Origin of the sequence: Corynebacterium haematomassiliense (assembly GCF_013978595.1) — a bacterium.
Classification (GTDB): Bacteria; Actinomycetota; Actinomycetes; order Mycobacteriales; family Mycobacteriaceae; genus Corynebacterium; species Corynebacterium lehmanniae.
Genome location: NZ_JACDTZ010000002.1, coordinates 85840 through 108861, shown reverse-complemented (window position 1 = coordinate 108861; position 23022 = coordinate 85840). Strand labels below are relative to the sequence as shown.

Below are 23022 nucleotides of genomic sequence, written 5' to 3'. Positions count from 1 at the left end.
TCGGTTCGGGGGTTGTGCGGGGTTGCGTCGTGTTTAGTCTCTGTGGCTATGAACCAGTTCGACGCATTCATTCAGGCGATGGCCGCAGCATCCATGGAGACGCTGCGGCACTTCGACCTGTCTGTTGCGCTGGGCGCCGGGATGGCGCCGGATCGGGCACGGGCGTGGGACGCAATGCAGAAGGTGTACTACGGGCCGACCAAGTTCACCCGCAAACAAGCTGTGGCAGCACAGAAGGCCCGCGGGTTCTCCCTGGACGAGCTCGCGCTGATCGAACGCCGCGTCGGGGGCGTGAAAGATCTTGGTGAGCGGTGGCGGCTGCGCCTCGCCTTGCTGGACGTCACCGGCGGATACCGCGCGATCGAACGCGCCGCACGAGAGCTGGTGCCCCGCGACGATGACACCCCGAAAAAGCAACAGGTCGCGTTCTCCGCACCGAAAAACGGGCGGGCGCGCATCACCATCGACACCACCGACCGCAAAGCCGCAGACCTCGAGCACCGCCTGCGCCAAGACATCGACGCCACACAGCCGGCCGCAGCCCAGATGGAGGAGGCGTTTTGGCGCATCGTCGAAGGCAAAACCGGCGGGGTCGTCGCCGCGGCACCACGCCCGATCGTGATGGTGCCGATCACCGAACACGCACGGATTATGGCGGGTGACGGCGACGACGTGATCCTCACCTTGACTGACGGCACCATCATGACCGGGGCGGAGTACCTCCAGCAAGAATTCGGCGAAGCTTTGGAGGTTGCCGCCTTCCACCCGGAGGAAGGCGCGGTGAACCTCTACGACACCGAGCGCTTCGCCAACCAGAAACAACGCGACCTCGCCTACATGGTCTCACCCGTGTGCGCCTTCCCAGGCTGCAGGCACGGGGCGTTGGGCTCCGAGATCCACCACGTGGATGCGTGGAAACACGGCGGCTACACCAACATGAACAACCTCGTGCCGCTGTGCCGCTACCACAACCGGGTCAACGACGACGACCCCTGGCGCAAGAGCCGCGGCCGCATCACCATGATCAGAGGCGCACCCTGGTGGATCTCACCGCGGGGATACCACCTGAGAAACACCGACCGCGGAGCACTCGACCAACTCTTCGGACCCCGAAGCACACCCCTGCCCTAACAACGCGAAACGCCGCCGCCCAACAACGGACGACGGCGATTCGGCGCGCGCGAAAGAAGACGAACTACTTGGTGGCGTAGTTCTTCTCCACGGAGGTGTCCACCGGAACACCCGGGCCCTGGGTAGCGGAGACGGTGATCTTCTTCAGGTAGATGCCCTTGGCGGACGCCGGCTTCAGGCGGATGACCTCGTCGAGCAGCGCGCCGTAGTTCTCAGCGAGCTGCTCCGGGGTAAACGACGCCTTGCCGATGATGGCGTGCAGGTTGGACGCCTTGTCCACGCGGAAGGCGATCTTGCCGCCCTTGGAGTCGGCGACAGCCTTAGCCACGTCCGGGGTGACGGTGCCGGTCTTCGGGTTCGGCATCAGACCACGCGGGCCCAGCACGCGGGCGACGCGGCCGACCTTGGCCATCTGGTCCGGCGTAGCGATAGCCACGTCGAAGTCGATGGTGCCTGCGTTGATCTGCTCGATCAGCTCGTCGGTGCCGACGATGTCCGCGCCAGCCTCCTGCGCCTTGGTTGCGTTCTCGCCCTCGGCGAAGACAGCGACGCGGACGGTCTTACCGGTGCCGTGCGGCAGGTTGACGGTGCCGCGAACCAGCTGGTCGGCCTTGCGCGGGTCGACGGACAGGCGCATTGCAACGTCGATGGTTGCGTCGTACTTGTCGGAGGAGGTCTCCTTCGCAAGCGTGACGGCGTCGAGCGGGTGGTAGAAGCTGTCGCGGTCGACCTTCGCCAGCTGCTCGATGTAGTGCTTGGACTTCTTAGCCATGTTGGGTTCCTTTCAGGAGTTGTGGTTTGCGGGCCTGGCTTACGGCCCTTCCACGTGAAGCTCTTTACTTCTCGACGTCAATACCCATGGAACGGGCAGTACCAGCGATGATCGCAGCGCCTGCCTCGATATCGCGGGCGTTGAGGTCGTTCTTCTTGGTCTCGGCGATCTCCTTGCACTGCTCCCAGGTGACCTTGCCAACCTTGTCAGTGTGCGGGACGCCGGAGCCCTTCTTCAGGCCTGCAGCCTTCAGCAGCAGCGACGCTGCCGGCGGGGACTTCAGGATGAAGTCGAAGGAGCGGTCCTCGTAGACCGTGATCTCCACCGGCACGATGTTGCCGCGCATGGACTCGGTTGCGGCGTTGTAGGCCTTGGTGAACTCGACGATGTTCACGCCGTGCGCACCGAGAGCCGGACCGACCGGCGGGGCCGGGTTGGCCATGCCTGCTTCGATCTGCAGCTTGATCAGGCCGGTGACCTTCTTCTTTGCCATCGTAGTACCTCCTAGTTACAGCGCCCGCAGCCACGATGAGCTGCCGCGGGGCTTCCGGATGCCGGGATAGACCCAGCCACCGGGGATTTACAAGAATTGAAAACGTCGCGCGTGCGTGCACGCGCGACGAATCAGGATACGCCGTGAGGACGTCGAGAAGCAAAACGCTCCTACATGATGCGCTCGATCTGGTCGGCGGTCAGCTCCACCGGGGTCTCGCGGCCGAAGATGGACACCAGCGCCTCGATCTTGCCGGTCTCCGGGTCGATTGCGTTGATGGTGGCGGACACGCTCGCCAGCGCGCCGGAGAGGATTGTGACGGCCTCGCCGACCTTGTAGTCGTGCGCGAGCTTCTTCGGTGCCTCTTCCTCCGGCATCGCCACGACGGTCTCGCCGTCGGCGTTGACCTCCGGCTTCGCGCCGGTTGCGGCGGACTTGGGAAGCAAGAACTTTGCGACGTCCCGGTGCTTCACCGGCGTCGCATTACCCTCGTTGCCCACGAACGAGGTCACACCCGGGGTCTCACGGACCACGGACCAGGCAGCGTCGTTCATGTCCATGCGCACGAGCACGTAGCCCGGCAGAAGCTTGCGCTTGACCAGCTTCTTCTTGCCGTCCTTGTTCTCGATGGCCTGCTCGATGGGCACGACAACCTCGTAGATGGAGTCCTCGACCTCGAGGGTCTGGGAGCGCATCTCCAGGTTGGTCTTTACCTTGTTTTCGTAGCCGGAGTAGGACTGGATGATGTACCAGTCGCCCGGCTGCTTCTTCAGCTCGCGGGTGTACTCGCGCAGGCGGCGCTTGTACTCGCTGTCGGAATCGGCGTCTGCCTCGGCGCCGGTGTCGCCCTCGGCGGCCTCGATGGTGTTCAGGTCGGTCTCCTGGACCGGCTCCTCCACCGCTTCGCCGGCGGCGGCCCCAGCCTCAGCCTCAGCGTCGGCGCCGGCTGCGCCCTCGCCGCTACTGTCGCTCTCCTCGTCGGAGGAGTCACCGCCCTCGGTGCCGGCCGGGTCGTCGTCGCCGCCGTTCAGGACCGGGTCGGTGGACGGCTGCACGGGCGCGCCCTCGTCGATCATTTCCTGCTCGTTGTTCTCGATTGCGCCTTCAACGTCTTTGTTTGCCTCAGTCATGGGTGTGTCTCCTCATCCGTCGAAACGTGTGCGCCCCAGGGTACCGGGGCAAAAATTATCCCGCCCTCCTCGGCGTCCGAGGCGGCGGGAAAAGCTTGTGCGCGTTGAATTGTACCTAGCGGATGAAGATCCAGCGAATCAGCCAGGATGCCAGCGCGTCGGTGCCCCACACGAAGATGGTCAGCACGATCAGGAACGCGAACACGATGAGGGTGTAGTTGAGCATCTGCTTGCCGGTCGGCCAGATGACTTTGTTCATCTCGGAGACGACTTCACCCGGGAAGGCGGCGACGCTGGAGCCGTCCTTCTCGTCCGCGTCGTCGGCGACGGGGGCACGCTTCGCTTCGTAGCCCTCGGAGGAAACGGGAGAAGCCCCACGCAGCTGACGCTTGCCGGTCGGCTGTGCGGGGTTTTGACCGTTGGGGTTAGTCACTAAAACTCCTCCAGGTTGTTTTGGCAGGGGCGACAGGACTCGAACCTGCAACCTACGGTTTTGGAGACCGTTGCGCTACCAATTGCGCCACGCCCCTAGGGCACTCGTTCAAGTGCGCCTAACCCTACCACGGTCACCTTTCGGCTCCCGTTTGAGGTGAGTAGCGATGGAGAGAATTGAACTCTCGACACAGCGATTATGAGTCGCTTGCTCTACCACTGAGCTACACCGCCCTGGTGTTCGCCGGGCCAAAAGGCCCTAGCAAACAACAGAGCCCCCTGACAGAATCGAACTGTCGACCTTTTCCTTACCATGGAAACGCTCTGCCGACTGAGCTAAGGGGGCACAGCCTCTGTGTTGTGAATCTTCGCTTTCGCTCTGACCCGCTCCGTTGAAGCCTTGGAAAGATTAACCTGATGTTGTTTTCAAACACAAATCGCCAGGCAGTTGCGGGTTTTTAGACGGTTACGGTGCGCACTTTAGGCGTCGTGAAGCAATTGCTTAACGACGAAACCCCGCCGGTGAAACCGACGGGGTTTGTGTGTGGTGCCAGGTAGAAGATTCGAACTTCTGAAGGCAATGCCGGCGGATTTACAGTCCGCTCCCTTTGGCCGCTCGGGCAACCTGGCGAGCACGTTCAAAGTGCGGGATTTACTCTACAACACGCTCCCGCGATCGGTGCAAATCGGCAGGTTAACCGACCCGTTCGACGGTCATGCGGGTCATGGTGCGAAGCGCTTCGCGGGCGGGTCCTTCCGGCAGGGCGTCGAGTTCGCGCTCCACTGTCTCCACGTAGCCGTGCACGGTCTCCAGGGCGCGCTCGCGCCCGCGGGTTTGGCCGAGGAGTTCGAGCGCCCGGGCGACGTCGGCGTCGTCGGTGAGCGGGCCGGTGAGCAGCCCGCGCAGCTCCTCGCCGGCGGGCGAATCCCCCTCCAGCGCGTAGAGCACCGGCAGGGTGAACACACCCTCGCGCAGGTCGGTGCCGGGGGTCTTCCCGGACTGCTCGGGGTCGGAGAAGATGTCGATGATGTCGTCGACGATCTGGAAGACCATGCCCACCGCGTCGCCGATGCGGGAGCAGCGCGCCACCACCTCGTCGGAGGCGCCGGCGTGGCGTGCGCCCAGGTAGGCGGCCGAGGAGATGAGCACACCGGTCTTTTCCTCGATGACCTTCAGGTAGTGCTCCACCGGGTCTGCGGCGCCCGCGCCGTCCGCGCCGACGGTTTCGCGCATCTGGCCGGTGACCAGCTCGGAGAACGTGTCGGCGAAGTGGGCCACGGTGTCCAGGTCCATCAGGCTCATCTGCCGCGACGCGTGGGCGAACAGGATGTCGCCGGCGAGGATGGCCACGGTGTTGGTCCAACGGGTGTTGGCGGATTCCACGCCGCGGCGGCGCTCGGCTTCGTCCATGACGTCGTCGTGGTAGAGCGTGGCTAGGTGCACCATCTCGGTCGCCGCGGCGCCGCGGATGACGTTTTCGGTGCCGGGGTTCGGCCCGAACTCGCTGCACAGCAGCGCCATCATGGGGCGGAAGCGTTTGCCGCCGGCTTTGGCCAGGTGGGTGACTTTGTCGGTGAGGAAGCTCTCCCCGCGGGAAAGTTCCGTAATCAGCAGCTCCTCCACCGCTTCGAGCCCGGTGTTGAGCCGGGTGTTGAGCGCGTCGTCGCCCAGGTCCAGGTTGAATCCGTGGCGCGGTGACGGAGTGGTGCCGTACGTCATAGATAACGTCCTTGCAGGTTGGATGGGCCCATGTGTAACGCACTAACCGTAGCCCAATAACCCCGCCGGGTGCACTTGCGGGTGGCGCTGGCAGAATGTGGCGCGTGAGTGAGTTGTTCGACCTCGTCGTTGTGGGCGCAGGCCCTGCGGGTTCCGCCGCCGCGATCGCGGCGCAGCGCGCCGGCATGAGCCCCCTGCTTCTCGCCGCGCAACCCCCCCGCCGCGACAAAACCTGCGGGGACGGGCTCACGCCGCGGGCCGTCGATACGCTTGCGCGCCTGGGGCTTGAGGTGCCCGCGTACCGCAACTTCGGGCTGAAGCTGCACGGCTTCGGCGGCGATGTGGTCGCGCCGTGGCCGCGCGGCGAGGGGTCCGCGTCCCCGCGCGCGAGATTCGACGCGATGCTGGTCGCCGAAGCTTCGCTCGCCGGCGCCACCGTCCGCCACAACTGCGCCGCGACGGGGGTGCGTTTCAGCGGTTCCGCGATCAGCGCGGTGGAGACCGAGCAGGGGGTGGTCCGCGCCCGCTGGGTGATCGTGGCGGACGGGGTGCGCTCCCCCTTCGGCAAGCTGCTGGGGCGTACGTGGCACCGCGGGCAGGTCTACGGGATTGCGGCGCGATCCTACTGCGCCTCGCCGTTTTCGGACGAGCCGTGGATGCACTCGCACGTGGAACTTCGCGACGCCGACGGGGTAATCCAGCCCGGCTACGGCTGGATCTTCCCGCTTGGCGACGGCACCGTGAACCTCGGCTGCGGCGCACTGTCGACGGATGCGCGCCCGGCGAAAGTGAACACGAAGAAGCTGCTCGCCCTGTACGCCTCGCAGCAGCGCGAGGAGTGGCAGCTCGGCCCAGAACAGGCCGTGGCCTCGGCGCTGCTGCCCATGGGTGGGGCGGTGTCCAACGTGGCGGGCCCGAACTGGGCGCTGATCGGCGACGCGGCGGCGTGCGTGAACCCGCTCAACGGCGAGGGCATCGACTACGGACTGGAAACGGCGGTCGCCGCCGTCGAGCTGATCGCAGGCGGCGGCGACCTGACGCTCGCGTGGCCGGCGCTTCTGCGCGAGCACTACGGCGAGGCGTTCACCCTGGCCCGCACCCTGGCGCGTCTGCTCACCTACCCGCAGTTTTTGCCGCTGGCGGGACCGGTGGCGCTGCGCGGGCTGGGCGGGCGTTACCTCATGCCGGTGGCGGCGCGGCTGATGGGCAACCTCGTGGCTGAGGAGGACACGGACCTCGTCGCAAGGCTGTGGCGTATGGCCGGTAAGGGCGCGCGGGCGGTGTCGGGCGACCAGCCGCTTTGGGACGTGCGCTAGGCAGGCTTGACCGCGCTGTGCAGCGCGACAATACCGCCGGTGAGGTTCTGCCAGCCAGCATCGGCCCAACCGTTGGCGTTGATCGCCGCGGCGAGCTCCTCCTGGCCCGGCCAGGCGCGGATGGATTCGGCGAGGTACTCGTAGGCCTCCGCGTTGGAGGAAAACAGCTTCGCCAGCGCTGGCACCGCCAGCGGCAGGTACTCCTTGTACAGGGTGCGGAAACCCGGCACCACGGGGGTGGAGAACTCGTTGACGGCCAGACGCCCGCCCGGCTTGGTCACGCGCGCCATCTCGCGCAGGCCCGCCTCGAAGTCGTGGACGTTGCGCAGCCCGTAGGAGATGGTCACCGCGTCGAAGGTGTCATCCGCAAACGGCAGGTGCATCGCGTCGCCGACGACCTTGGGCACGTCGCGGTCCTTGCCGGCGGCGAGCATGCCCTGGGAAAAGTCGCAGGCAACCACCCACGCGCCGGACTTGCCCAGCTCCACGGTGGACACGGCGGTGCCGGCGGCGAGATCCAGCACGAGCTCGCCGGGCTGCAGGTTGAGGCGCTCGCGCGTGCGGCGTCGCCAGTACTTGTCCAGGCCGAACGACAGCACAGTGTTTGTTTTGTCGTAATTTTTGCCCACGTCGTCGAACATGCCGGCAACGTCGAAGGGCTTTTTGTCCAGATCCGCCTTGGCCATGATGCGCAAGTCTACTTTGCCACCCACAAACGGAGGCCATACGACAACACAACACTTGCAAGTTCGGCGCACCGAACTTTATTATTCGCCGGTATGGGACTTGATGACTCCAACATGGGCGCATGGCTCGAAGCCATCGCATTGTTCGAGACCGCACGCGAAGGCGACCACCTCGCGTCCGCGCGGCTCGTGCGCTCCAGCGCCAACCCGGAAGACGTCACGCTCAACCTGATGCGGCTGCTCGCCGTCTACCTGCACGACGAATCCCCGGAAAAGCTCGACCGATTCATTGCCACGTCCCACCGCGTCGGCCCGCCGCCGCTTCTCTAACCGCACGGAAAAGTACACAGAAAGAAAAGGACCAACATGCTGAAATCCAAGGTGCTCGCGCTCGCCGCCACGGCTGCGCTAACTGCCGGCCTCGCAGGCTGTTCGCAGGACAGCGCCGACGCCGCAGGCGGCAAAGACACCCCCGTGGTACTCACCACGTTCACGGTGATCCAGGACATCGCTTCGAACGTCGCCGGCGACCACCTGCGGGTGGAGTCCATCACCAAACCCGGCGCGGAAATCCACGGCTACGAGCCCACCCCGGGCGACATCTCGCGCGCCTCCGACGCCGACCTGATCCTGGACAACGGCATGAACCTGGAAAACTGGTTCTCCCAGTTCGTCGCCGACCTGGACGTGCCCCACGCCGTGGTCAGCGAAGGTGTCGACCCGATCGACATCGCGGAGGACGCCTACGCCGGCAAGCCCAACCCGCACGCCTGGATGAGTCCGGTGAACGTGCAGAAGTACGTGGACAACATCGTCGACGCGTTCAGCGAACTCGACCCGGAGCACGCCGATGATTTCAAGGCCAACGGCGAAACATACAAGCAGGAACTGCAGGCTGTGCAAGACGAGCTGGAAACCAAGCTCGCCGCTGTCCCCGACAAGCAGCGCGCCTTGGTCACCTGCGAAGGTGCGTTCTCCTATCTGGCTCGCGACGCGAAGTTGACCGAGCGCTACATCTGGCCGGTCAACGCTGAGCAGGAAGCCACCCCGCAGCAGATCGCCGGCGCGATCGAGTTTGTGAAGGAAAACAACGTCCCGTCTGTGTTCTGTGAATCCACGGTCTCTAACGCGCCGATGATGCAGGTCGTGAAGGCCACCGGCGCGGAGTACGGCGGCACCCTCTACGTCGATTCGCTTTCTGAGGAAAACGGTCCGGTGCCGACCTACCTGGATCTGATTCGCCACGACACGAAGGTGATCATCGACGGTTTGAACGGGGGCAAGCAGTGATCCCCGCAATCGCGGTTGACGATGTTGCGGTGCGCTACGGCGACGTCGTCGCGCTCGACGGCGCAACTTTGAGCGTCCAACCAGGCCGTATCTGTGGGCTGATCGGGATGAACGGCGCGGGCAAATCCACGCTACTCAAGGCGATCATGGGGTTGGTCAAGCCGGATCGCGGCACGGTTCGTATCAACGGCATCGACCCCATGCGCGCCCGCAAGACGCAGGTGCTGGGCTACGTCCCGCAGAGCGAGGACGTGGACTGGCAGTTCCCGGTCACAGTGCGTGATGTGGTCATGATGGGCCGCTACGGCCACATGGGCTTTACCCGCCACGCGCGTGCGGAGGACATTGCGGCTGTGGATCGCGCGCTTGAGCGCACCCACCTTGAGTCGTTCGCAGACCGCCAGATCGGTCAGCTTTCGGGTGGCCAGAAGAAGCGTGCCTTCATCGCCCGCGGTATCGCTCAGGGTGCGAGCATCATGCTTCTCGACGAACCCTTCGCCGGCGTGGACAAACATTCCGAGGCCACCATCACTGAGCTGCTGCGTGACCTCGCGGCAGAAGGCACCACTATTTTTGTGGTGACGCACGACCTGGTTGCCTTGCCCCAGCTCGCGCCGGAGACAGTGCTGTTGAACCGCCGGGTGTTGATGCACGCCCCGACTGAAGTGGTGTTAGAGCCGGACAATTTGGTACAGGGCTTCGGTATGGGGGTGTCAGCATGATTGCGCTGCTTACGGAGCCGTTTGGGTACGAGTTCATGATGCGTGCGCTTGCGACCTCGCTGGTGGCGTCGATTGTCTGCGCGCTGTTGTCGTGCTGGCTGGTGTTGGTTGGCTGGTCGCTGATGGGCGATGCGGTAAGCCACGCTGTCCTGCCCGGCGTGGTGCTGGCCTACATTCTGGGCGTGCCGTTTGCCGTCGGCGCGGTGGTGTTCGGGTTCCTTGCGGTGGCACTGATCGGGCTGGTGCGCGATACGTCCCGGGTGAAGGAGGATGCGGCCATTGGCATTGTGTTCACCACCATGTTCGCGCTGGGGCTCGTGCTCATTTCGGTAACCCCTTCGCACACGGATCTGAACCACATCATCTTCGGCAATCTGCTTGGTGTGTCCCGTGGGGACCTGCTGCAGGTGGCCATCCTGGGAGCGATCGTGTTGAGCGTGCTGGTGCTCAAGCGGCGCGACTTCACCCTCTACGCGTTCGATCCCACCCATGCACACGCGATTGGGTTGAATCCGCGCCTGCTCGGTGCGGCCCTGCTGGCACTGCTGGCGCTGACGTCAGTGGTGGCACTCCAGGCCGTTGGCGTGATCCTGGTGGTGGCGATGCTGATCATCCCGGGTGCGACCGCCTACCTGCTCACCAACAAGTTCGGCACGATGCTGGTCATCGCCCCGACCATGTCGGCAGCGTGTGCAATCGTGGGGTTGTACTGCTCCTACTACCTGGACACAGCCTCTGGCGGCATGATTGTGCTCGCCCAAGGTGTGGTGTTTGGTGTGGTGTACCTGTTCGGCCCGCATGGGGTGCTGCGGGGTCGTCGTTACGCATCCACGCGCACGAAGACGGAATCCGTGGCTTCCTCGCCGAGCGGCACCGCCTCCGCCGCGCCGGCAAGCCGGACCGCGACCGCGCCGGAGTAAGGGGCACCCTCTCCCACCTCGAGGGTTGCGCCGACGACGAGCCCGTGACTGTCGAAGAATTGCAGCAGTTTCGGGTCGTCGTCGGCAATGCGTTCAATCGTGGCCTTCTGCCCCGGCTGCACGCCGGTCAGTGGGACGGCCTCGGGGGCATCAACACGCCCGCTGGCTGAGGGGATGGGGTCACCGTGGGGGTCGCGGCTGGGGTAGTCCAAAAACGCGTCGATGCGGTCGACCATAAAGTCGCTCACCGAGTGCTCGAGGTTTTCGGCCTCGTCGTGCACCTGGTCCCAGGTGTAGCCCAACGCCTCCACCAAAAACGTTTCAATCAGGCGGTGGCGGCGGATCATCGCCACCGCGTACGTGCGGCCAGTGTCGGTCAGCTCGACGGCGCCGTAGGGCTTGTGCTCCACCAGGCCCTGCTCGCCGAGTTTGCGCACCCCGTCGGAGACGGTGGATTTGCGCAGTCCAAGGTGCTTGGCCACTGACGACGGCGTCACCGGCGTATCTGACCACTCCGAAAGCGCCCAGATGCCTTTGAGGTAGTTCTGGGTGCTGGTGGACAGGTCGCCGACGGACATGCTCGCCACTCTACTTGGCGGCGCGCATGCGCCTACGCGGTGTCGCCGCGCCGCGCTTGCCTGCGGGATTGGCCTAGGCGTGCCGGTGCCCAGCGCGGCAGGGCCACGTCGCGGCCGAACAGGCTGACCACCTTGCGCTCGTAGGAGTCCAGCACCTCGGTGTAGTAACCCAGCAGCTGGTCGCCGAGTGCGGCCCAGGTCTTGTCGGCCACGGACTCGCGGGCGGCGGCCTGCAGGGTGGCGTGGCGGACGTCGTCGAGGATCCAGCGCGCGGCGTCCGGCAGCTCGTCTTCGAAGGTGTCCACCTCAAGCAGCAGGCCGTTGTCTCCGTGCTTAATCAGGTCGATGGGGCCGCCGGCGCGCGGGCCGATCGTCGGCACGCCCGAGGCCTGCGCCTCCTGGATGGCCTGGCAGAACGTCTCAAACTCGCCGGTGTGCACGAACAGGTCCAGCGACGCGTAGGCGCGGGCGAGCTCCTCGCCGGACAGCGCGCCGGTGAACACGGCGGAAGGCAGGGTCTCGGCAAGGCAATCCCGCTCCGGGCCGTCGCCGACGATGACGAGTTGGACCGCAGGGTCGTCGACAAGCGGGGCGAGGCGGTGCACCGACTTCTCCGCGGCCAACCTGCCCACGAAGCCGACGATCTTCTTCTCGCCCGTGGGATCCCACATGCGGCGCAGCACGTCGGAGCGCTTTGCCGGATTGAACAGCTCGGTGTCCACGCCGCGGCCCCAGTGGCGCACGTTTTTGATGCCGTGGGACTCGAGCATGCGGATGTAGCTCGACGACGGCGCCAGCGTCATCTCGCTCATATTGTGAATCGTGCGCGTCCAGTCCCACGCCAAATTCGCCACCATGGGCAGGTGGTACTTGGTGGCGAAGCCGGCGACGTCCGTCTGGTACAGCGCCACCGCCGGCACGCCGAGCTGGCGCGCCGCGAACGCGCCCGCCCCGCCGAGGACGAACGGGCTAGCCAGGTGGATGATGTCCGGCTTGAACCCGGACAGCGCCGCGGCGACGGTGGAGGTGGGCACGCCGATCGGCAGCGAATCCACCAGCGGGACCATGACGGTAGGCACGCGGACGATCTCGAAACCGAGGTAGTCCGGGATCTCGTCCTGAAAGTCGCGCGCGCCGGGTGCGACGACCATCGCCTCGTGGCCTTCGCGCTTGAGGTGCTCGAGCACGCGCAGCACCGAATTGGTCACTCCGTTGACGTTGGGGAGGAAAGACTCCGCCACGATTCCCACTCGCATAGCCACATACTTTTGCACACCCAGGCGAACCACCGCCCAACCGCAGTTAAACGGCGCGTGAATTTTCGCAAACGCTACGTTGGGGCCCATGGAGCACAACCTATGACATGGCCCATATCCGGTCCGGCCGCTGGTACTTGCCGGGCGGCGAGGAGCCAAGCGCCTGCAGCGCCGAGGTGTGCCGCGCGCTGCGCGAGCTCAACGGCCCTGCCCTGACGGATCCACAACGCTCGGCCGAGCTGCTGCGGGAGATTTTCCCGCAGGGCGAGCTGCCCGAGGTGTTCGCCCCGCTGTACGTGGAGCTCGGCGCCAACACCGAATTCGGCCCGGGATGTTTCCTCAACTTCAACTGCGTCATCCTGGACCTGGCAGACATAAACATCGGCGCGAGGACGCTGTTCGGTCCCGGCTGCCAGCTCATCACCGTGGAGCACCCGGTGACGGATCACGCCCGCCGGGCGCAGGGGTGGGAGCGCGCCCGCCCGATCACTATCGGCGAGGATTGCTGGTTCGGCGCGGGCGCGATGGTGATGCCGGGTGTGAGCATCGGCGACCGTGTGGTGGTGGCCGCGGGGTCGGTGGTCACGCGCGACGTCCCCAGCGACACCTTGGTCGCGGGGGTGCCGGCGGCGCGGAAGCGAGAGCTTATCGACGTTCCTCCGGCCCCCAACGCCCAACAGCAAACCACGCCCCGGCCGCGACGAGCGTGGCCACCGCCCACGTCGACAGGGCGGGCAGAAGCGCCAGCGCCCAGCCGCGGCCTTCCACCTTGACCAGGTCGGGGTCGGTTTTGTCGTAGGTCACCCACACCTGCTGCCCTTCCCCCAGGCCGGTCGGGTACAGAAGCCCGCGCGGCGGGGATACCAGCTGGCCGTCTTCCGTCTGGTACTCCACAAACGTGCGCATGCGCCCGGCTTCGGTGACGATGGCGGTGCCGCGGCCGGGGTTGGCCTGGATGCGAGCGTCGTTGAGCGCGGGGCCTGCGACCATGGCAACGCTGCCGAGGGTGGCAAACGCGTAGAGCGCGAGCACCACCTGGTGCGCGCGGCGGCGCCACCTCATCGGTTCAGGCGCGCCGCCAGCGCTCGACGGGTGCTGCGGGTGGTGGCGGTCTCCACGACGCTGATCGGGTTTGGCTGGGCCTCGAGCTCCAGCAGCACCTCGTTGAGCTCGGCGAGGGTGTCGGCGCGGCGGTAGTCGGCCCCGTACGCTTCCGCCAGCTTCTCCACGTCCGTGCCGTGGGGCGTGCCAAACACCCGCTCAAACGCGCCGCGGAGGTTGTCCGCGCCCGGCTCGAGGGACTCGAAGATGCCGCCGCCGTCGTCGTTGGCCACCACGATGGTGAGGTTGCCCGGGCGTGGCTCGTCGGGCCCGATGAGCAGGCCGTTGGCGTCGTGGAGGAAGGTCAAATCCCCCATCAGGGCGAGCGCGCGCGGGGCGCGGATCTCGTCCGGGCGCAGCGCCTGGGTGGCCAACGCCACGCCGACGGCCTGGGAGACGGTGCCGTCGATGCCCGCGGCACCGCGCGCGGCATACGTGGATACCCCGTCGAAGGGCATGCCCACGAACGACGCGTCGCGCACCGGGTTGGACGAGCCGAGCACCAGCGTGTCGCCCACGCCGAGGGTGTCGCACACCGCGGCGGCGACGTGCAGGCCGGTGAACCCGAACTCGTCTTCGGTGAGCGCCTGGCGCACGGTGTCGGCGCCGACGTCGCCGGCGGCCTCGCAGATTTTCAGCCACGTGTCCGTGGGCTGGCCGGTGGCGTTGACGCGCGAGCCGCGCTTGTCGGGCTGGCCGGTGAACGTCTCGGTGCGCGAGATGCCGATGACCTCGATGTCCGGGTCGGCCAAAAGGGCCATCACGTCGCGGTGCAGCGTCGGGTGGCCGACCACGATGACCTGCTCCGGTTTGGTGTCGGCGGCGAAGTCGCCACCGTCGTGGGAGATGGCCACCTCGGACTGGGCGAAAAAGCGCGCGGCCAGCGGGTGCACCTGGTGGAAGGGTGTGGGCGCGGTGGGCTCGGCGATGGTGGGCACGTGCTCGAGTCCCGGCACCTCCCAGGCCTCGTCGCCGGCGATGACCAGGGAGTTGCGGGTCAGGTCCACGTCCACAGCGCCGTGATCGACCCAGTCGCGCGACCCCTCGAGCGCACCCGGCCCAACCCGGCGCGGCTGCCCCACCGGCTCCGGCAGCGCTTCCGGCACGAGCGGGGCGTCGAGGGCCACGTTGATGTGGACCTGGGGGGTGGCAAAGGAGGCCGCGTGGACGTCGTCAAGCGATTGCACCTGCTGCGTTTCGGCGTAACGGCCGAAGATGCCCTGCTGCCAGATGGTCTGCGACGCGCCTGTGCCGACGAGGCGCTCCGGGCGGTCCGCGCTGATCACCGCGAGCGGGGTGTGCGACATGTGCGCCTCAATCACCGCCGGGTACGCGTTGGCCACGGCGGTGCCGGAGGTCATCACCACGCCGACGTGCCGGCGCTGCACCCGTGCGAGGCCGAGGGCGGTGAAGGCGGCGGAGCGCTCGTCGATACGCATGTGCACCGTCACGTCGCGGCGCGCCAAAAGCGCGTAGGCCAGCGGCGAGTTGCGCGAGCCCGGGCTCATGACCACATCGGTGCAATGCTTCGCGACGAGCTCCGCCACCGCCGCCGCAATCTCCATAGCTGCCATCTACTGCTCCTGTAGGTACTCGTCCGCGCCGCCGCGCAGCTGGTCCAGAATGTCGCGGGCGCCGTCGCGGATCTCGCGCTCGATCTCGTTCGGATCCGGCGCAGGCTCCATCGGCTCCAGCGTGGCGGTGGGGTTGTCCCGGTCCCGGAAAATGGACGGGAACTTGGTGGTGGTCTCCGTCTTCGTTTCCGTGGTGGTCTGGGTAACCGTGCTGGTCTCCGTCACCGGCGGCTTGTCCGCCTCCGCCGCCGCGCCGCGCCACAGCACGGCCAGCACCACCGCGGCGATGAAGCTCAGCGCCGCGAACACGCCGAGCGCAATCGCGCCTGCCGACGTGTCCTTCTCCGGCTCCGGCTCGTAGCCGTTGTCGTAGTACGGCTGTTCGTACTCGTACTGCGGCTGGTAGGCGGGCTGGGCGTAGTGCTCCTCGTAGCGCGGCTGCGCCTGCTGCTGGTACTGGTTTTGGGACTGGTCCGGGAAGTACTGCCGGGGCCGCTCGCGGCGCGGCTCGCCACCCTGGGGGCCGTACTGTCTCGTCTCGTTATCCATGCGAAATACACTAGCGCGCCCCGCCAAATGCAATTGACGGGGCGCGAAGGTGTCGGGCTTTAGAGGCTTTAGAGCACGAGCCCGAACACAGGCACCGCGATGAAGTAGGTCGCCAGCGTGATCAGCACCATGGCGATCACGTTGAGCCAGACGCCGCCCTTGATCATCTCGCCCATGGTGACGTAGCCGGAGGAGTACGCGATCGCGTTCGGCGGGGTCGCCACCGGCAGCATGAACGCACAGGTGGCGGCGAGTGCTACCGGGATGGCAAGGAGCATGACGTTCATCTCCGTGGCGTCGGTAAGCCCGATGCCCACTGCAACGCCGCCCATGATGGGCAGGAACGTCGCGGCCGTGGCGGTGTTGGAGGTCAGCTCCGTCAAGATCAGCACGAGCGCGGCGACTGCGAAGATAAGCAGGATCATCGGCAGCGACGCCAGCCCCTTGGCCTTCTCGCCGATCCACAGGGACAGGCCGGTAGCGGTGAACATGGCGGACAGGGAAAGCCCGCCGCCGAACAGCAGCAGCACGTCCCACGGCATCTCGTTGGCCGTCTCCCAGTCCAGAAGGCGCTTGCCGTTGGCGGTGCCGGGCACGATGAACATGAGCAGGCCGGCGATGATGCCCACAATCGCGTCGTCGTACGGGAAGTCCCAGCCGAACTGGTTGCGGCCCAGCGGGATGAAGATCCACGCCAGTGCGGCCACCAGGAAGATCACACCGACGGCGACCTGGGGGAAGGTCCAGGGGCCGAGCTTTTTCAGCTCGGCGTCGATGAGCTCGCGCCCGCCCGGGATGGTGTCCACTTCAGGCTTGAACACGGTGATGAGCACCCACCACGCGATGAAGGTGAACACCACGGCCACCGGCAGGCCCACCAGCATCCACTCGCCGAAGCCGATGACGATGCCGTGGGCTTCTTCCATGTAGCCCTTCAGCAGCGCGTTCGGCGGGGTGCCGATGAGCGTTGCCAGCGAGCCGATGGACGCCGAGTACGCGATCGCCAGCATGAGCGCGGTGGCGAACTTCTTCTGGTTTTTCATCCCGCCGACGGTGTCCGCGGTGAGCATGAGCACGGAGGTGCCGATGGGCAGCATCACCACGGCGGTTGCGGTGTTGGACACCCACATGGACATGAATCCGGTGGCGAGCATGAAGCCCAAAATGATGCGCTTCGGGCTGGTGCCCACCACCTTGACCACCATCAGCGCCAGGCGGCGGTGCAGGTTCCAGCGCTGCAGGCCCAGCGCCATGAGGAAGCCGCCCATGAAGAGGAAGATTGTCGCGGACGCGTAGGGCGAAGAGACGTCTTTAAACGGCGCCACGCCCGCCAGCGGGAACACGGCGATGGGAAGCAGTGCGGTGGCGGCCAGCGGGATCGCCTCGGTCATCCACCACGCGCCCATGAGGACGGTGGTGGCGGCGACGATGCGCATGGTGTCGGCGGAGTACTCCACGCCTTCCTTCGCGCCGGAGGACTGAGCGACGGTGTCCGCCGCGCCGGAGGGGAAAAAGAAGTAGACGAGCGCGGCGAGGATCACGCCGGTGATCAGGCCGATGAGTTGGCGGCGCCACTCGCCGGGTTCGGGTGCTTTGGCGAGGTCGCCGTCGGAAAGGGCGGCGGAATCGTGGATCACGGGAGTCGACATGGGCGAAAGGTTAGCGGACACCCCCTGATTCCCACACCCGTTTCCGGAATTACACCCGGATTCGGGGGCACTGATTTAGCACCTCTACGCAGGCGCGGACGCGGTCGAACCACCAGTCGCGGCGCGTCGCTGGCGCCCGCAGCGCGTGCAGTCTGTCCGGATCGGGGGTGGTGCGGGTGACAGCCATGCGTCCGTTTGTGATCTCCCGGGGCTCCGCGACGTCTTCAACAAACAGCCGCTGCGTGGCCAGCCCAGCCGCGCGCGAGCCGGCAAGTTTCGCGACCACCAGCCCCGCGTCCATCCCGACGGCGGTATCCAACGCGCTGGCCACGGTCACATCGAGGTCCAAGTCGCGGGCAATTCGCAGAAGCTTATCGACGCCACCTAACGGCGCCACCTTGCACACCGCCACATCCGCCGCCCCGAGCTCGGCCACGCGGTACGGGTCCGCGGCGCGGCGGATGGACTCGTCCGCAGCGATCGGGGTCTGGGTGCGTCGCCGAACCTCCGCGAGTTCCTCCACAGTGGCGCAGGGCTGCTCGATGTACTCCAGCTCCCCCAGTTTCTCGGCGGCCTCGACGGCCTCATCGACGCTCCAGCCGCGGTTGGCGTCCACGCGAAGTGTCGCGTCGGGGCGAAGCTTGCGGACGGCGGCGACACGCCGGAAGTCGTCGTCAAGCGATTGCCCCTTCTCGGCCACCTTGATTTTGAAGGTGGTGACGCCGGGGTAGCGCGCGAGCACCGGCTCGACGTCGGCGACCGCCGGGATGGTGCCGTTGACCTCGACTTCGCCGTGCGCTTCAGGCAGGCCGGTAAACGCCGCCTCGATGCCGGCGGCCAGCCACGCGGCGGACTCCTGCGGGCCGTACTCGACGAAGGGGGAGAATTCGCCCCAGCCGGCGGGGCCGTCGATGAGCAGGGCCTCGCGGGTGGTCACGCCGCGGAATTTCACGGCCATGGGCAGCGCGACAACGTGGGCGCGCTCGAGGATCTCGTCGGCGGAAGGCAGCATGGGTGCTTTATACCTCTTTACCGGCCGAGGTAGTTGCATAGAGGCTACTGCGGCCGCTTGGTCAGCACGAGAGCGACCGGCCCCTTCGGTCTGTCCGCGCACGTCATGCCGTTGGCCGCGGCGGCGATGCACGAACTGCAGTTCCCGCCCGCGCAAGACGAGCCGAGCTCTTCCAGCGTGAGGTGGCCGGTGCGCTCAAGGTGGTGGACCACGGCATCCACGGTGGAATCCGTCAGCCCCGTCACGCGGCGGATGTCGGTGCGGGAGCGTGCACCGTCTTTGATAGCCGCCACAACGGCCTGCATGGGGCGCATCAGAAGAACACCTTCAGCAGCTGGAAGGTGCCCACGGCCAGCGCCCACGCGAGCGCGAGTTGGCCCACAAGCCCGAGCAGGGTCCACTTCCAGCCGATCTCGCGGCGCTGCGCGGCGAGCGTAGCCACGCACGGGGTGTACGCCATGAGGAAGATCATGTAGGCCCACACCGCGGCGATCCTGTGCCCGCCGGAAGCTTCGTCGAAGTCCGCGCGCACTGCGGCGGCCAGGTCGGAGGTGCCCTGCTCCTTAGGCTCGAGGCCCGACGGGTCCTCCAGCGCGTAGGTCTGCGCCCAGGTGGAAATCACCGCCTCTTTGGCCAGAAAGCCGGTGACCAGCGGGCCGGTGAGCGACCAGGAGCCGAAACCCGCCGGTTCAAACACTGGGGCAACCGCGCCGGAAGCCACACCGTAGGCGGAGTCCGCCGGCGCCAGGTCCTCGTCGCCCCAGCTGTACCCGCCCACCGCGGGTGTGGATTGGAGCGCCCAGATGACCACCACGGTGGCGACGATGATGCCGCCTGCGGTGTTGAGAAAGCCCTTCAGGCGCGACCACATCACGGACAGGCTCAGCCGCGCGGTGGGTAGCTGGTAGGTGGGCAGGTCGATCACCAACGGGTCCGAGCCCATCGTCCGCCACAGAGTGCCGCGCAGCAGAAGCCCGGCCAGCACCACCAGCGCAATGGAGACCACGTACATGGCAAACACCACCGTGCCAGCGTGGTCCGGGAAGAACGTCTGCGCCAGCATTACGTACACCGTCAAGCGCGCGGAGCATGAGGTGAACGGCACCAGCAGTGCCGTCAGCCGCCGCTGCTCCGGGGTGGCCAGCACGCGCGTGGCGGCGATCGCCGGCACGTTGCACCCGAATCCCACGATCAGCGGGATGAACGCCTTGCCGGGCAGCCCGATCGCGCGCATCAGCCGATCCGCGACCACGGCGGCACGGGCCATGTACCCGGAGTCCTCCAGCACTGCTAGGCACAGAAACATCAGCGCCATCAGCGGCACGAACGTGAGCACCATGCCCACGCCGCCGATCAGTCCGTTGACAATCAGCCCCTGCACGACGGGGTAACCCAGACCGATGCGCGCCAAACCGGCGGTGGCCCAGTCCGACAGCGGCCCGGCGAAGAAGGCATCCAGGCCATCTTGCAGAGGTGCCGCGACGGTGGTGGTGATCTGGAAGACCGCGAACATGGCGGCCAAAAAGATCAGAGGGCCGGCCACAGGGTGCAGCACGACACGGTCCACGGCCTCGGTCACGGTGTCGCGGTGCTCGTTGCGCACGGTCGCGGCGGCCACCGCGTTGTCGATCCACTCGAAACGCTCATCGGCCTGCGCGAACTCGTCGCCGGCCGCGGTCCCACGCGCCGCTGCGGCAGGTACGTGCAGTTGCTTAGCGACGAGCTCCGCCACCCCACCAACGTCCCTCCGCCGCGGATCCAGCACTACAACCGGCACGCCCAGTTCCCGCTCGAGCGCCACTGGGTCCACCTCCAGTCCCTGCTTGGCCGCCACGTCGCTCTTGGTCAGCACCACCACGAGCCGGTACGGGTGCTCCGCCAGTTGCGCCACCAAGTACAGGCCGCGCGCCAGGTTCGAGGTGTCCACCGTCGCCAGGATGAGGTCGGGGCGGTCACGTGTGTCGTCGATAAGCAGCTCGCGCGTGAGTGCCTCGTCGGGGCTGACTGGGTCCAGCGAGTACGCGCCTGGGAAGTCGACGATGTTGTAGGTGGCGCCGGCGGGGCGCCACACGCCGCGGGCAACCTCGACGGGGGTGCCCGGGTAGTTGCCCATGGTCGCGCTCGCGCCCGTCAACGCGTTGAACAGCGTGGACTTGCCCGCGTTCGGCGCGCCGACCAGCGCGATGGTGGGCGTGCCCACCGGCGCGAACTCTGAAACCGGCGCGCCGTGACAGTCGGCCATTACGCGGCCTGCTCGGTCGGAGCGATGGTGATGCGGCGAAGAGTGTCCTTACCCAGTGCGTAGTGGGAGCCTCGGACCTTGATCACGCGGCCGCCGCCAGCGGTTTTCTGCATGACGGTCACCTCCGCACCGGCGCGGAGGCCCAGCTCGCGCAGCCGACGCGCCGTCGGGCAGCTGACGTGCGTGATGGTGGCGTTGTGGCCGACTGGAACGTCGATAAGCACATGTTCTTGCATGACACTGATACTAAAGCAAGGCTGCCCTAACTAAAAGGGGTGTATGGGTACGATTACCCCCATGCAGTACTCCACCGCCCAGCCCTTCGACCCCAGCCAGTGGCGCGAGGTCGAGGGCTTTGATTTCACGGACATCACCTACCACCGCCACGTGGGCGACACGCGTGCCGACGGCACCGTGCGCATCGCGTTCGACCGGCCCGAGGTGCGCAACGCGTTTCGCCCCCACACCGTTGACGAGCTCTACCAGGCGTTGGATCACGCCCGGCGCGATCCGTCGGTAGGCGTGGTGCTGCTGACCGGCAACGGGCCATCGGAAAAGGACGGCGGCTGGGCGTTTTGCTCCGGCGGCGACCAGCGCATCCGGGGCCGCTCCGGCTACCAGTACGCAGGCGGCGAGACTGCGGAGACCGTCGATGAAGCGCGCGTGAAGGCCGAGGGCGGGCGCCTGCACATCCTGGAGGTCCAGCGTTTGATCCGCACGATGCCGAAGGTGGTCATCGCCGTGGTGAACGGCTGGGCGGCCGGCGGCGGGCACTCGCTGCACGTGGTGTGCGACATGACCATCGCCTCGCGCGAGGAAGCCCGCTTCAAGCAGACCGACGCGGACGTGGGGTCCTTCGACGCCGGCTACGGCTCGGCGTATTTGGCCAAGATGGTGGGCCAGAAGTTCGCGCGCGAGATCTTCTTCCTCGGCCGCACCTACACCGCGGAGGAGATGCAGCGCATGGGCGCGGTGAACATCGTCGCGCCGCACGCCTCGCTTGAGGACGAGGCGATCCAGGTCGCCCGCGAAATCAACGGCAAGTCCCCCACCGCGCAGCGCATGCTGAAATTCGCGTTCAACCTTGTCGACGACGGCCTGATGGGCCAGCAAGTCTTCGCCGGCGAGGCCACCCGCCTGGCGTACATGACCGACGAGGCCGTCGAGGGCCGCGACTCGTTTTTGGAAAAGCGCCCGCCGCGCTGGGACGAGTTCCCGTTCTACTACTAGCGCTGCGAGGCTGCGCCGGCTAGTTACTTGGTCAACCCCGGAATCTGCGGAATGGCGGGCAGGCCCTTGACGCCCATGTTCTGCAGCAGGCCGAACAGCGCGCCCAGTGCCGTCAACACCGCGGCGACGATGCCCAAGATCTTGGCCAACTTGGCGTCGAAGGTCTCCGGGGCGTTGGTGTCCGGCTTCTCCTCCGGGTCCTTCGGGGCTGGAACCGGCTCAGGCGCGGTATCGCCCAAGTCGGCGTTGGCCAGTTCCGGCGCCTTCGGCAGCTTCAGATCCTGCATGGGGAAGATGACGTGGCTGGTGCCGTCGTGGCAGGTCTTGGCCTCCTCGAGCGCGTAGTAGTACGAGCTTTCCAACGTGTCCTGCACCTGGCCGAAGTAGGTCTTTTTCATGTTCGCGGCGAACGCGTCGCGCTGCCAGCCTTCCACGTGGCGCAGCCACTGCGCGGTGTTCTGGCCGGTGCGGCCGAACGCGTAGTCGTCGCCGAGCGGCTGCACCTTCGGCACCCCGCCGTCGATGCCCACGAACCAGTCGGCGTTGCCCTTCAGCGCGCGGCCGGCCGGACCGAGCGGGATCTGGGAGCCTTCCTTCATATCCAGGTAGAAGTCGGCGTCGGTGCCGTGCAGACCCAGCGGCGCCAGCTTTTCCTTCGCGGCGGCGCGGGCGTCGGCACGGATGTCGTCCTCGGGTGTTTTGTCGTCCCGCAGCAGGCGCAAATGCTTGACGACGTCCGGCTCGGCCACGTAATCGTCGCCAAGCTTCTTCAGCTCCGGGAATGTTGCCTCGAATGCCTCGACGACCGAGGTGGCGTACATGCCGTGCGTGAGCGTTTTCGCGGCGCGTTCGGCTTGGTTGGCGGGGCCGCGCTCGACGTCGTTGAGCGTGACGCGGCAGTAGTTGGTGCCGTCCTTGGTAAACGGGGTCAAGGTGGCGGCGGTAGCAGTGACAGGGACGGTGAGTGTTAGGGCGGTCGCCGCAGCGACGGCCGGTGCGATGATCTTCCTCATGTCTGTTTTATCGGTGGCAAGTGAGATCTGCGTTACAGGTGACCAGGAGCGGGCCTAGCCAGGTCGATAGCTCGATGTCGATACTTCCAGGTCGATAGTTCCAGGTCAGCGCGTCGGGAGTGTTTTCGGCTCAAAATCGGCGAAACGCTGTGACCAGCAACTATCGACATCAAGGTATCGACCTCGCCGCAAACGCCCGTTTATCC

24 protein-coding genes, 4 tRNA genes and 1 pseudogene are annotated in these 23022 nt (G+C 66.5%); 8 read left to right on the top strand and 21 right to left on the bottom strand.

The window, feature by feature from the left end:
* Positions 1 to 48: 48 nt before the first annotated feature.
* Positions 49 to 1131 carry an HNH endonuclease signature motif containing protein gene (locus tag H0193_RS09850; RefSeq protein WP_181889765.1) on the top strand — a complete coding sequence of 361 codons (1083 nt, stop codon included), beginning with the start codon at positions 49 to 51 and terminating at the stop codon, positions 1129 to 1131.
* A 64-nt stretch (positions 1132 to 1195) separates the two neighbouring features.
* Here the strand turns inward: H0193_RS09850 and rplA are convergent, their stop codons facing one another.
* The 9 genes from rplA to H0193_RS09805 all read right to left on the bottom strand — a co-directional run bounded on the left by rplA (position 1196) and on the right by H0193_RS09805 (position 5678).
* The gene (gene rplA / locus H0193_RS09845) at positions 1196 to 1903 is read right to left on the bottom strand and encodes a 50S ribosomal protein L1 (RefSeq protein ID WP_181889764.1); all 708 of its coding nucleotides are present in this window, start codon (positions 1901 to 1903) and stop codon (positions 1196 to 1198) included.
* Between the two features lie 64 nt (positions 1904 to 1967).
* On the bottom strand, positions 1968 to 2396 hold the full coding sequence (gene rplK, locus H0193_RS09840) for a 50S ribosomal protein L11 (RefSeq protein ID WP_034997189.1): 429 nt from the start codon (positions 2394 to 2396) through the stop codon (positions 1968 to 1970).
* 170 nt (positions 2397 to 2566) lie between these two features.
* Positions 2567 to 3526, bottom strand: coding sequence for a transcription termination/antitermination protein NusG (gene nusG / locus H0193_RS09835; RefSeq protein ID WP_236883579.1), 960 nt, complete (start codon positions 3524 to 3526; stop codon positions 2567 to 2569).
* A 115-nt stretch (positions 3527 to 3641) separates the two neighbouring features.
* Positions 3642 to 3959 carry a preprotein translocase subunit SecE gene (secE, locus tag H0193_RS09830; protein ID WP_181889763.1) on the bottom strand — a complete coding sequence of 106 codons (318 nt, stop codon included), beginning with the start codon at positions 3957 to 3959 and terminating at the stop codon, positions 3642 to 3644.
* A 21-nt stretch (positions 3960 to 3980) separates the two neighbouring features.
* Positions 3981 to 4056, bottom strand: a tRNA-Trp gene (locus H0193_RS09825).
* Positions 4057 to 4120: 64 nt separating this feature from the next.
* Positions 4121 to 4192, bottom strand: a tRNA-Met gene (locus H0193_RS09820).
* Positions 4193 to 4231: 39 nt separating this feature from the next.
* A tRNA-Thr gene (locus tag H0193_RS09815) sits at positions 4232 to 4304 on the bottom strand.
* 199 nt (positions 4305 to 4503) lie between these two features.
* A tRNA-Tyr gene (locus H0193_RS09810) sits at positions 4504 to 4588 on the bottom strand.
* Between the two features lie 64 nt (positions 4589 to 4652).
* A complete protein-coding gene (locus tag H0193_RS09805) occupies positions 4653 to 5678 on the bottom strand; it encodes a polyprenyl synthetase family protein (protein WP_181889762.1) in 1026 nt (341 codons plus the stop codon).
* A gap of 95 nt (positions 5679 to 5773) precedes the next feature.
* Here H0193_RS09805 and H0193_RS09800 point away from each other — a divergent pair, with 95 nt between their 5' ends.
* Complete coding sequence (locus H0193_RS09800) at positions 5774 to 6994, top strand: geranylgeranyl reductase family protein (protein WP_181889761.1); 1221 nt, start codon at positions 5774 to 5776, stop codon at positions 6992 to 6994.
* On the opposite strand, the gene H0193_RS09795 is transcribed toward H0193_RS09800, so the two are convergent.
* Positions 6991 to 7680, bottom strand: coding sequence for a demethylmenaquinone methyltransferase (locus H0193_RS09795; protein WP_181889760.1), 690 nt, complete (start codon positions 7678 to 7680; stop codon positions 6991 to 6993). The genes H0193_RS09800 and H0193_RS09795 overlap by 4 nt on opposite strands.
* A gap of 93 nt (positions 7681 to 7773) precedes the next feature.
* Here H0193_RS09795 and H0193_RS09790 point away from each other — a divergent pair, with 93 nt between their 5' ends.
* Genes H0193_RS09790 through H0193_RS09775 form a run of 4 tightly spaced genes read left to right on the top strand, consistent with a single transcriptional unit; the run spans position 7774 to position 10612 of the window.
* Complete coding sequence (locus H0193_RS09790) at positions 7774 to 8010, top strand: hypothetical protein (protein ID WP_181889759.1); 237 nt, start codon at positions 7774 to 7776, stop codon at positions 8008 to 8010.
* Positions 8011 to 8046: 36 nt separating this feature from the next.
* Positions 8047 to 8970 carry a metal ABC transporter substrate-binding protein gene (locus H0193_RS09785; protein WP_066529067.1) on the top strand — a complete coding sequence of 308 codons (924 nt, stop codon included), beginning with the start codon at positions 8047 to 8049 and terminating at the stop codon, positions 8968 to 8970.
* Positions 8967 to 9692 carry a metal ABC transporter ATP-binding protein gene (locus H0193_RS09780; protein WP_034997179.1) on the top strand — a complete coding sequence of 242 codons (726 nt, stop codon included), beginning with the start codon at positions 8967 to 8969 and terminating at the stop codon, positions 9690 to 9692. The genes H0193_RS09785 and H0193_RS09780 overlap by 4 nt, the downstream gene beginning before the upstream one ends.
* Positions 9689 to 10612, top strand: a complete 924-nt coding sequence (locus H0193_RS09775; RefSeq protein ID WP_051106251.1) for a metal ABC transporter permease — start codon at positions 9689 to 9691, stop codon at positions 10610 to 10612. The genes H0193_RS09780 and H0193_RS09775 overlap by 4 nt, the downstream gene beginning before the upstream one ends.
* On the opposite strand, the gene H0193_RS09770 is transcribed toward H0193_RS09775, so the two are convergent.
* Together H0193_RS09770 and H0193_RS09765 are read right to left on the bottom strand one after the other, a co-directional pair.
* Positions 10513 to 11190 carry a metal-dependent transcriptional regulator gene (locus H0193_RS09770; RefSeq protein ID WP_038609549.1) on the bottom strand — a complete coding sequence of 226 codons (678 nt, stop codon included), beginning with the start codon at positions 11188 to 11190 and terminating at the stop codon, positions 10513 to 10515. The genes H0193_RS09775 and H0193_RS09770 overlap by 100 nt on opposite strands.
* Before the next feature lie 32 nt (positions 11191 to 11222).
* Positions 11223 to 12446: a glycosyltransferase family 4 protein gene (locus H0193_RS09765; RefSeq protein ID WP_181889758.1), complete on the bottom strand. Its 1224-nt coding sequence runs from the start codon at positions 12444 to 12446 to the stop codon at positions 11223 to 11225.
* A gap of 107 nt (positions 12447 to 12553) precedes the next feature.
* Between H0193_RS09765 and H0193_RS12480 the strand changes: the two are divergent.
* Positions 12554 to 13024, top strand: a pseudogene (locus tag H0193_RS12480) (sugar O-acetyltransferase); the annotation flags it as partial.
* Between the two features lie 67 nt (positions 13025 to 13091).
* Here H0193_RS12480 and H0193_RS12395 read toward each other — a convergent pair.
* The 8 genes from H0193_RS12395 to H0193_RS09725 all read right to left on the bottom strand — a co-directional run bounded on the left by H0193_RS12395 (position 13092) and on the right by H0193_RS09725 (position 20809).
* Complete coding sequence (locus H0193_RS12395; protein ID WP_236883578.1) at positions 13092 to 13508, bottom strand: DUF3592 domain-containing protein; 417 nt, start codon at positions 13506 to 13508, stop codon at positions 13092 to 13094.
* Positions 13505 to 15121 (bottom strand): 2-succinyl-5-enolpyruvyl-6-hydroxy-3-cyclohexene-1-carboxylic-acid synthase, encoded by a 1617-nt coding sequence (gene menD / locus H0193_RS09755; RefSeq protein WP_181889756.1) that lies wholly within the window; start codon positions 15119 to 15121, stop codon positions 13505 to 13507. Before menD ends, H0193_RS12395 begins: the two co-directional genes overlap by 4 nt.
* Positions 15122 to 15670, bottom strand: a complete 549-nt coding sequence (locus H0193_RS09750; protein ID WP_181889755.1) for a hypothetical protein — start codon at positions 15668 to 15670, stop codon at positions 15122 to 15124. It lies immediately after the preceding gene.
* Between the two features lie 68 nt (positions 15671 to 15738).
* The gene (locus H0193_RS09745) at positions 15739 to 17319 is read right to left on the bottom strand and encodes an SLC13 family permease (protein WP_181889754.1); all 1581 of its coding nucleotides are present in this window, start codon (positions 17317 to 17319) and stop codon (positions 15739 to 15741) included.
* A gap of 49 nt (positions 17320 to 17368) precedes the next feature.
* Complete coding sequence (locus H0193_RS09740) at positions 17369 to 18331, bottom strand: o-succinylbenzoate synthase (protein WP_181889753.1); 963 nt, start codon at positions 18329 to 18331, stop codon at positions 17369 to 17371.
* A gap of 44 nt (positions 18332 to 18375) precedes the next feature.
* Positions 18376 to 18645, bottom strand: coding sequence for a hypothetical protein (locus tag H0193_RS09735; RefSeq protein ID WP_181889752.1), 270 nt, complete (start codon positions 18643 to 18645; stop codon positions 18376 to 18378).
* On the bottom strand, positions 18645 to 20573 hold the full coding sequence (gene feoB / locus H0193_RS09730) for a ferrous iron transport protein B (RefSeq protein ID WP_181889751.1): 1929 nt from the start codon (positions 20571 to 20573) through the stop codon (positions 18645 to 18647). Before feoB ends, H0193_RS09735 begins: the two co-directional genes overlap by 1 nt.
* Complete coding sequence (locus H0193_RS09725) at positions 20573 to 20809, bottom strand: FeoA family protein (RefSeq protein ID WP_181889750.1); 237 nt, start codon at positions 20807 to 20809, stop codon at positions 20573 to 20575. The genes feoB and H0193_RS09725 overlap by 1 nt, the downstream gene beginning before the upstream one ends.
* Before the next feature lie 61 nt (positions 20810 to 20870).
* On the opposite strand from H0193_RS09725, the gene H0193_RS09720 reads away from it, so the two are divergent.
* Complete coding sequence (locus H0193_RS09720) at positions 20871 to 21803, top strand: 1,4-dihydroxy-2-naphthoyl-CoA synthase (RefSeq protein ID WP_181889749.1); 933 nt, start codon at positions 20871 to 20873, stop codon at positions 21801 to 21803.
* 23 nt (positions 21804 to 21826) lie between these two features.
* Here the strand turns inward: H0193_RS09720 and H0193_RS09715 are convergent, their stop codons facing one another.
* Complete coding sequence (locus tag H0193_RS09715; RefSeq protein ID WP_181889748.1) at positions 21827 to 22816, bottom strand: hypothetical protein; 990 nt, start codon at positions 22814 to 22816, stop codon at positions 21827 to 21829.
* Positions 22817 to 23022 lie beyond the last annotated feature (206 nt).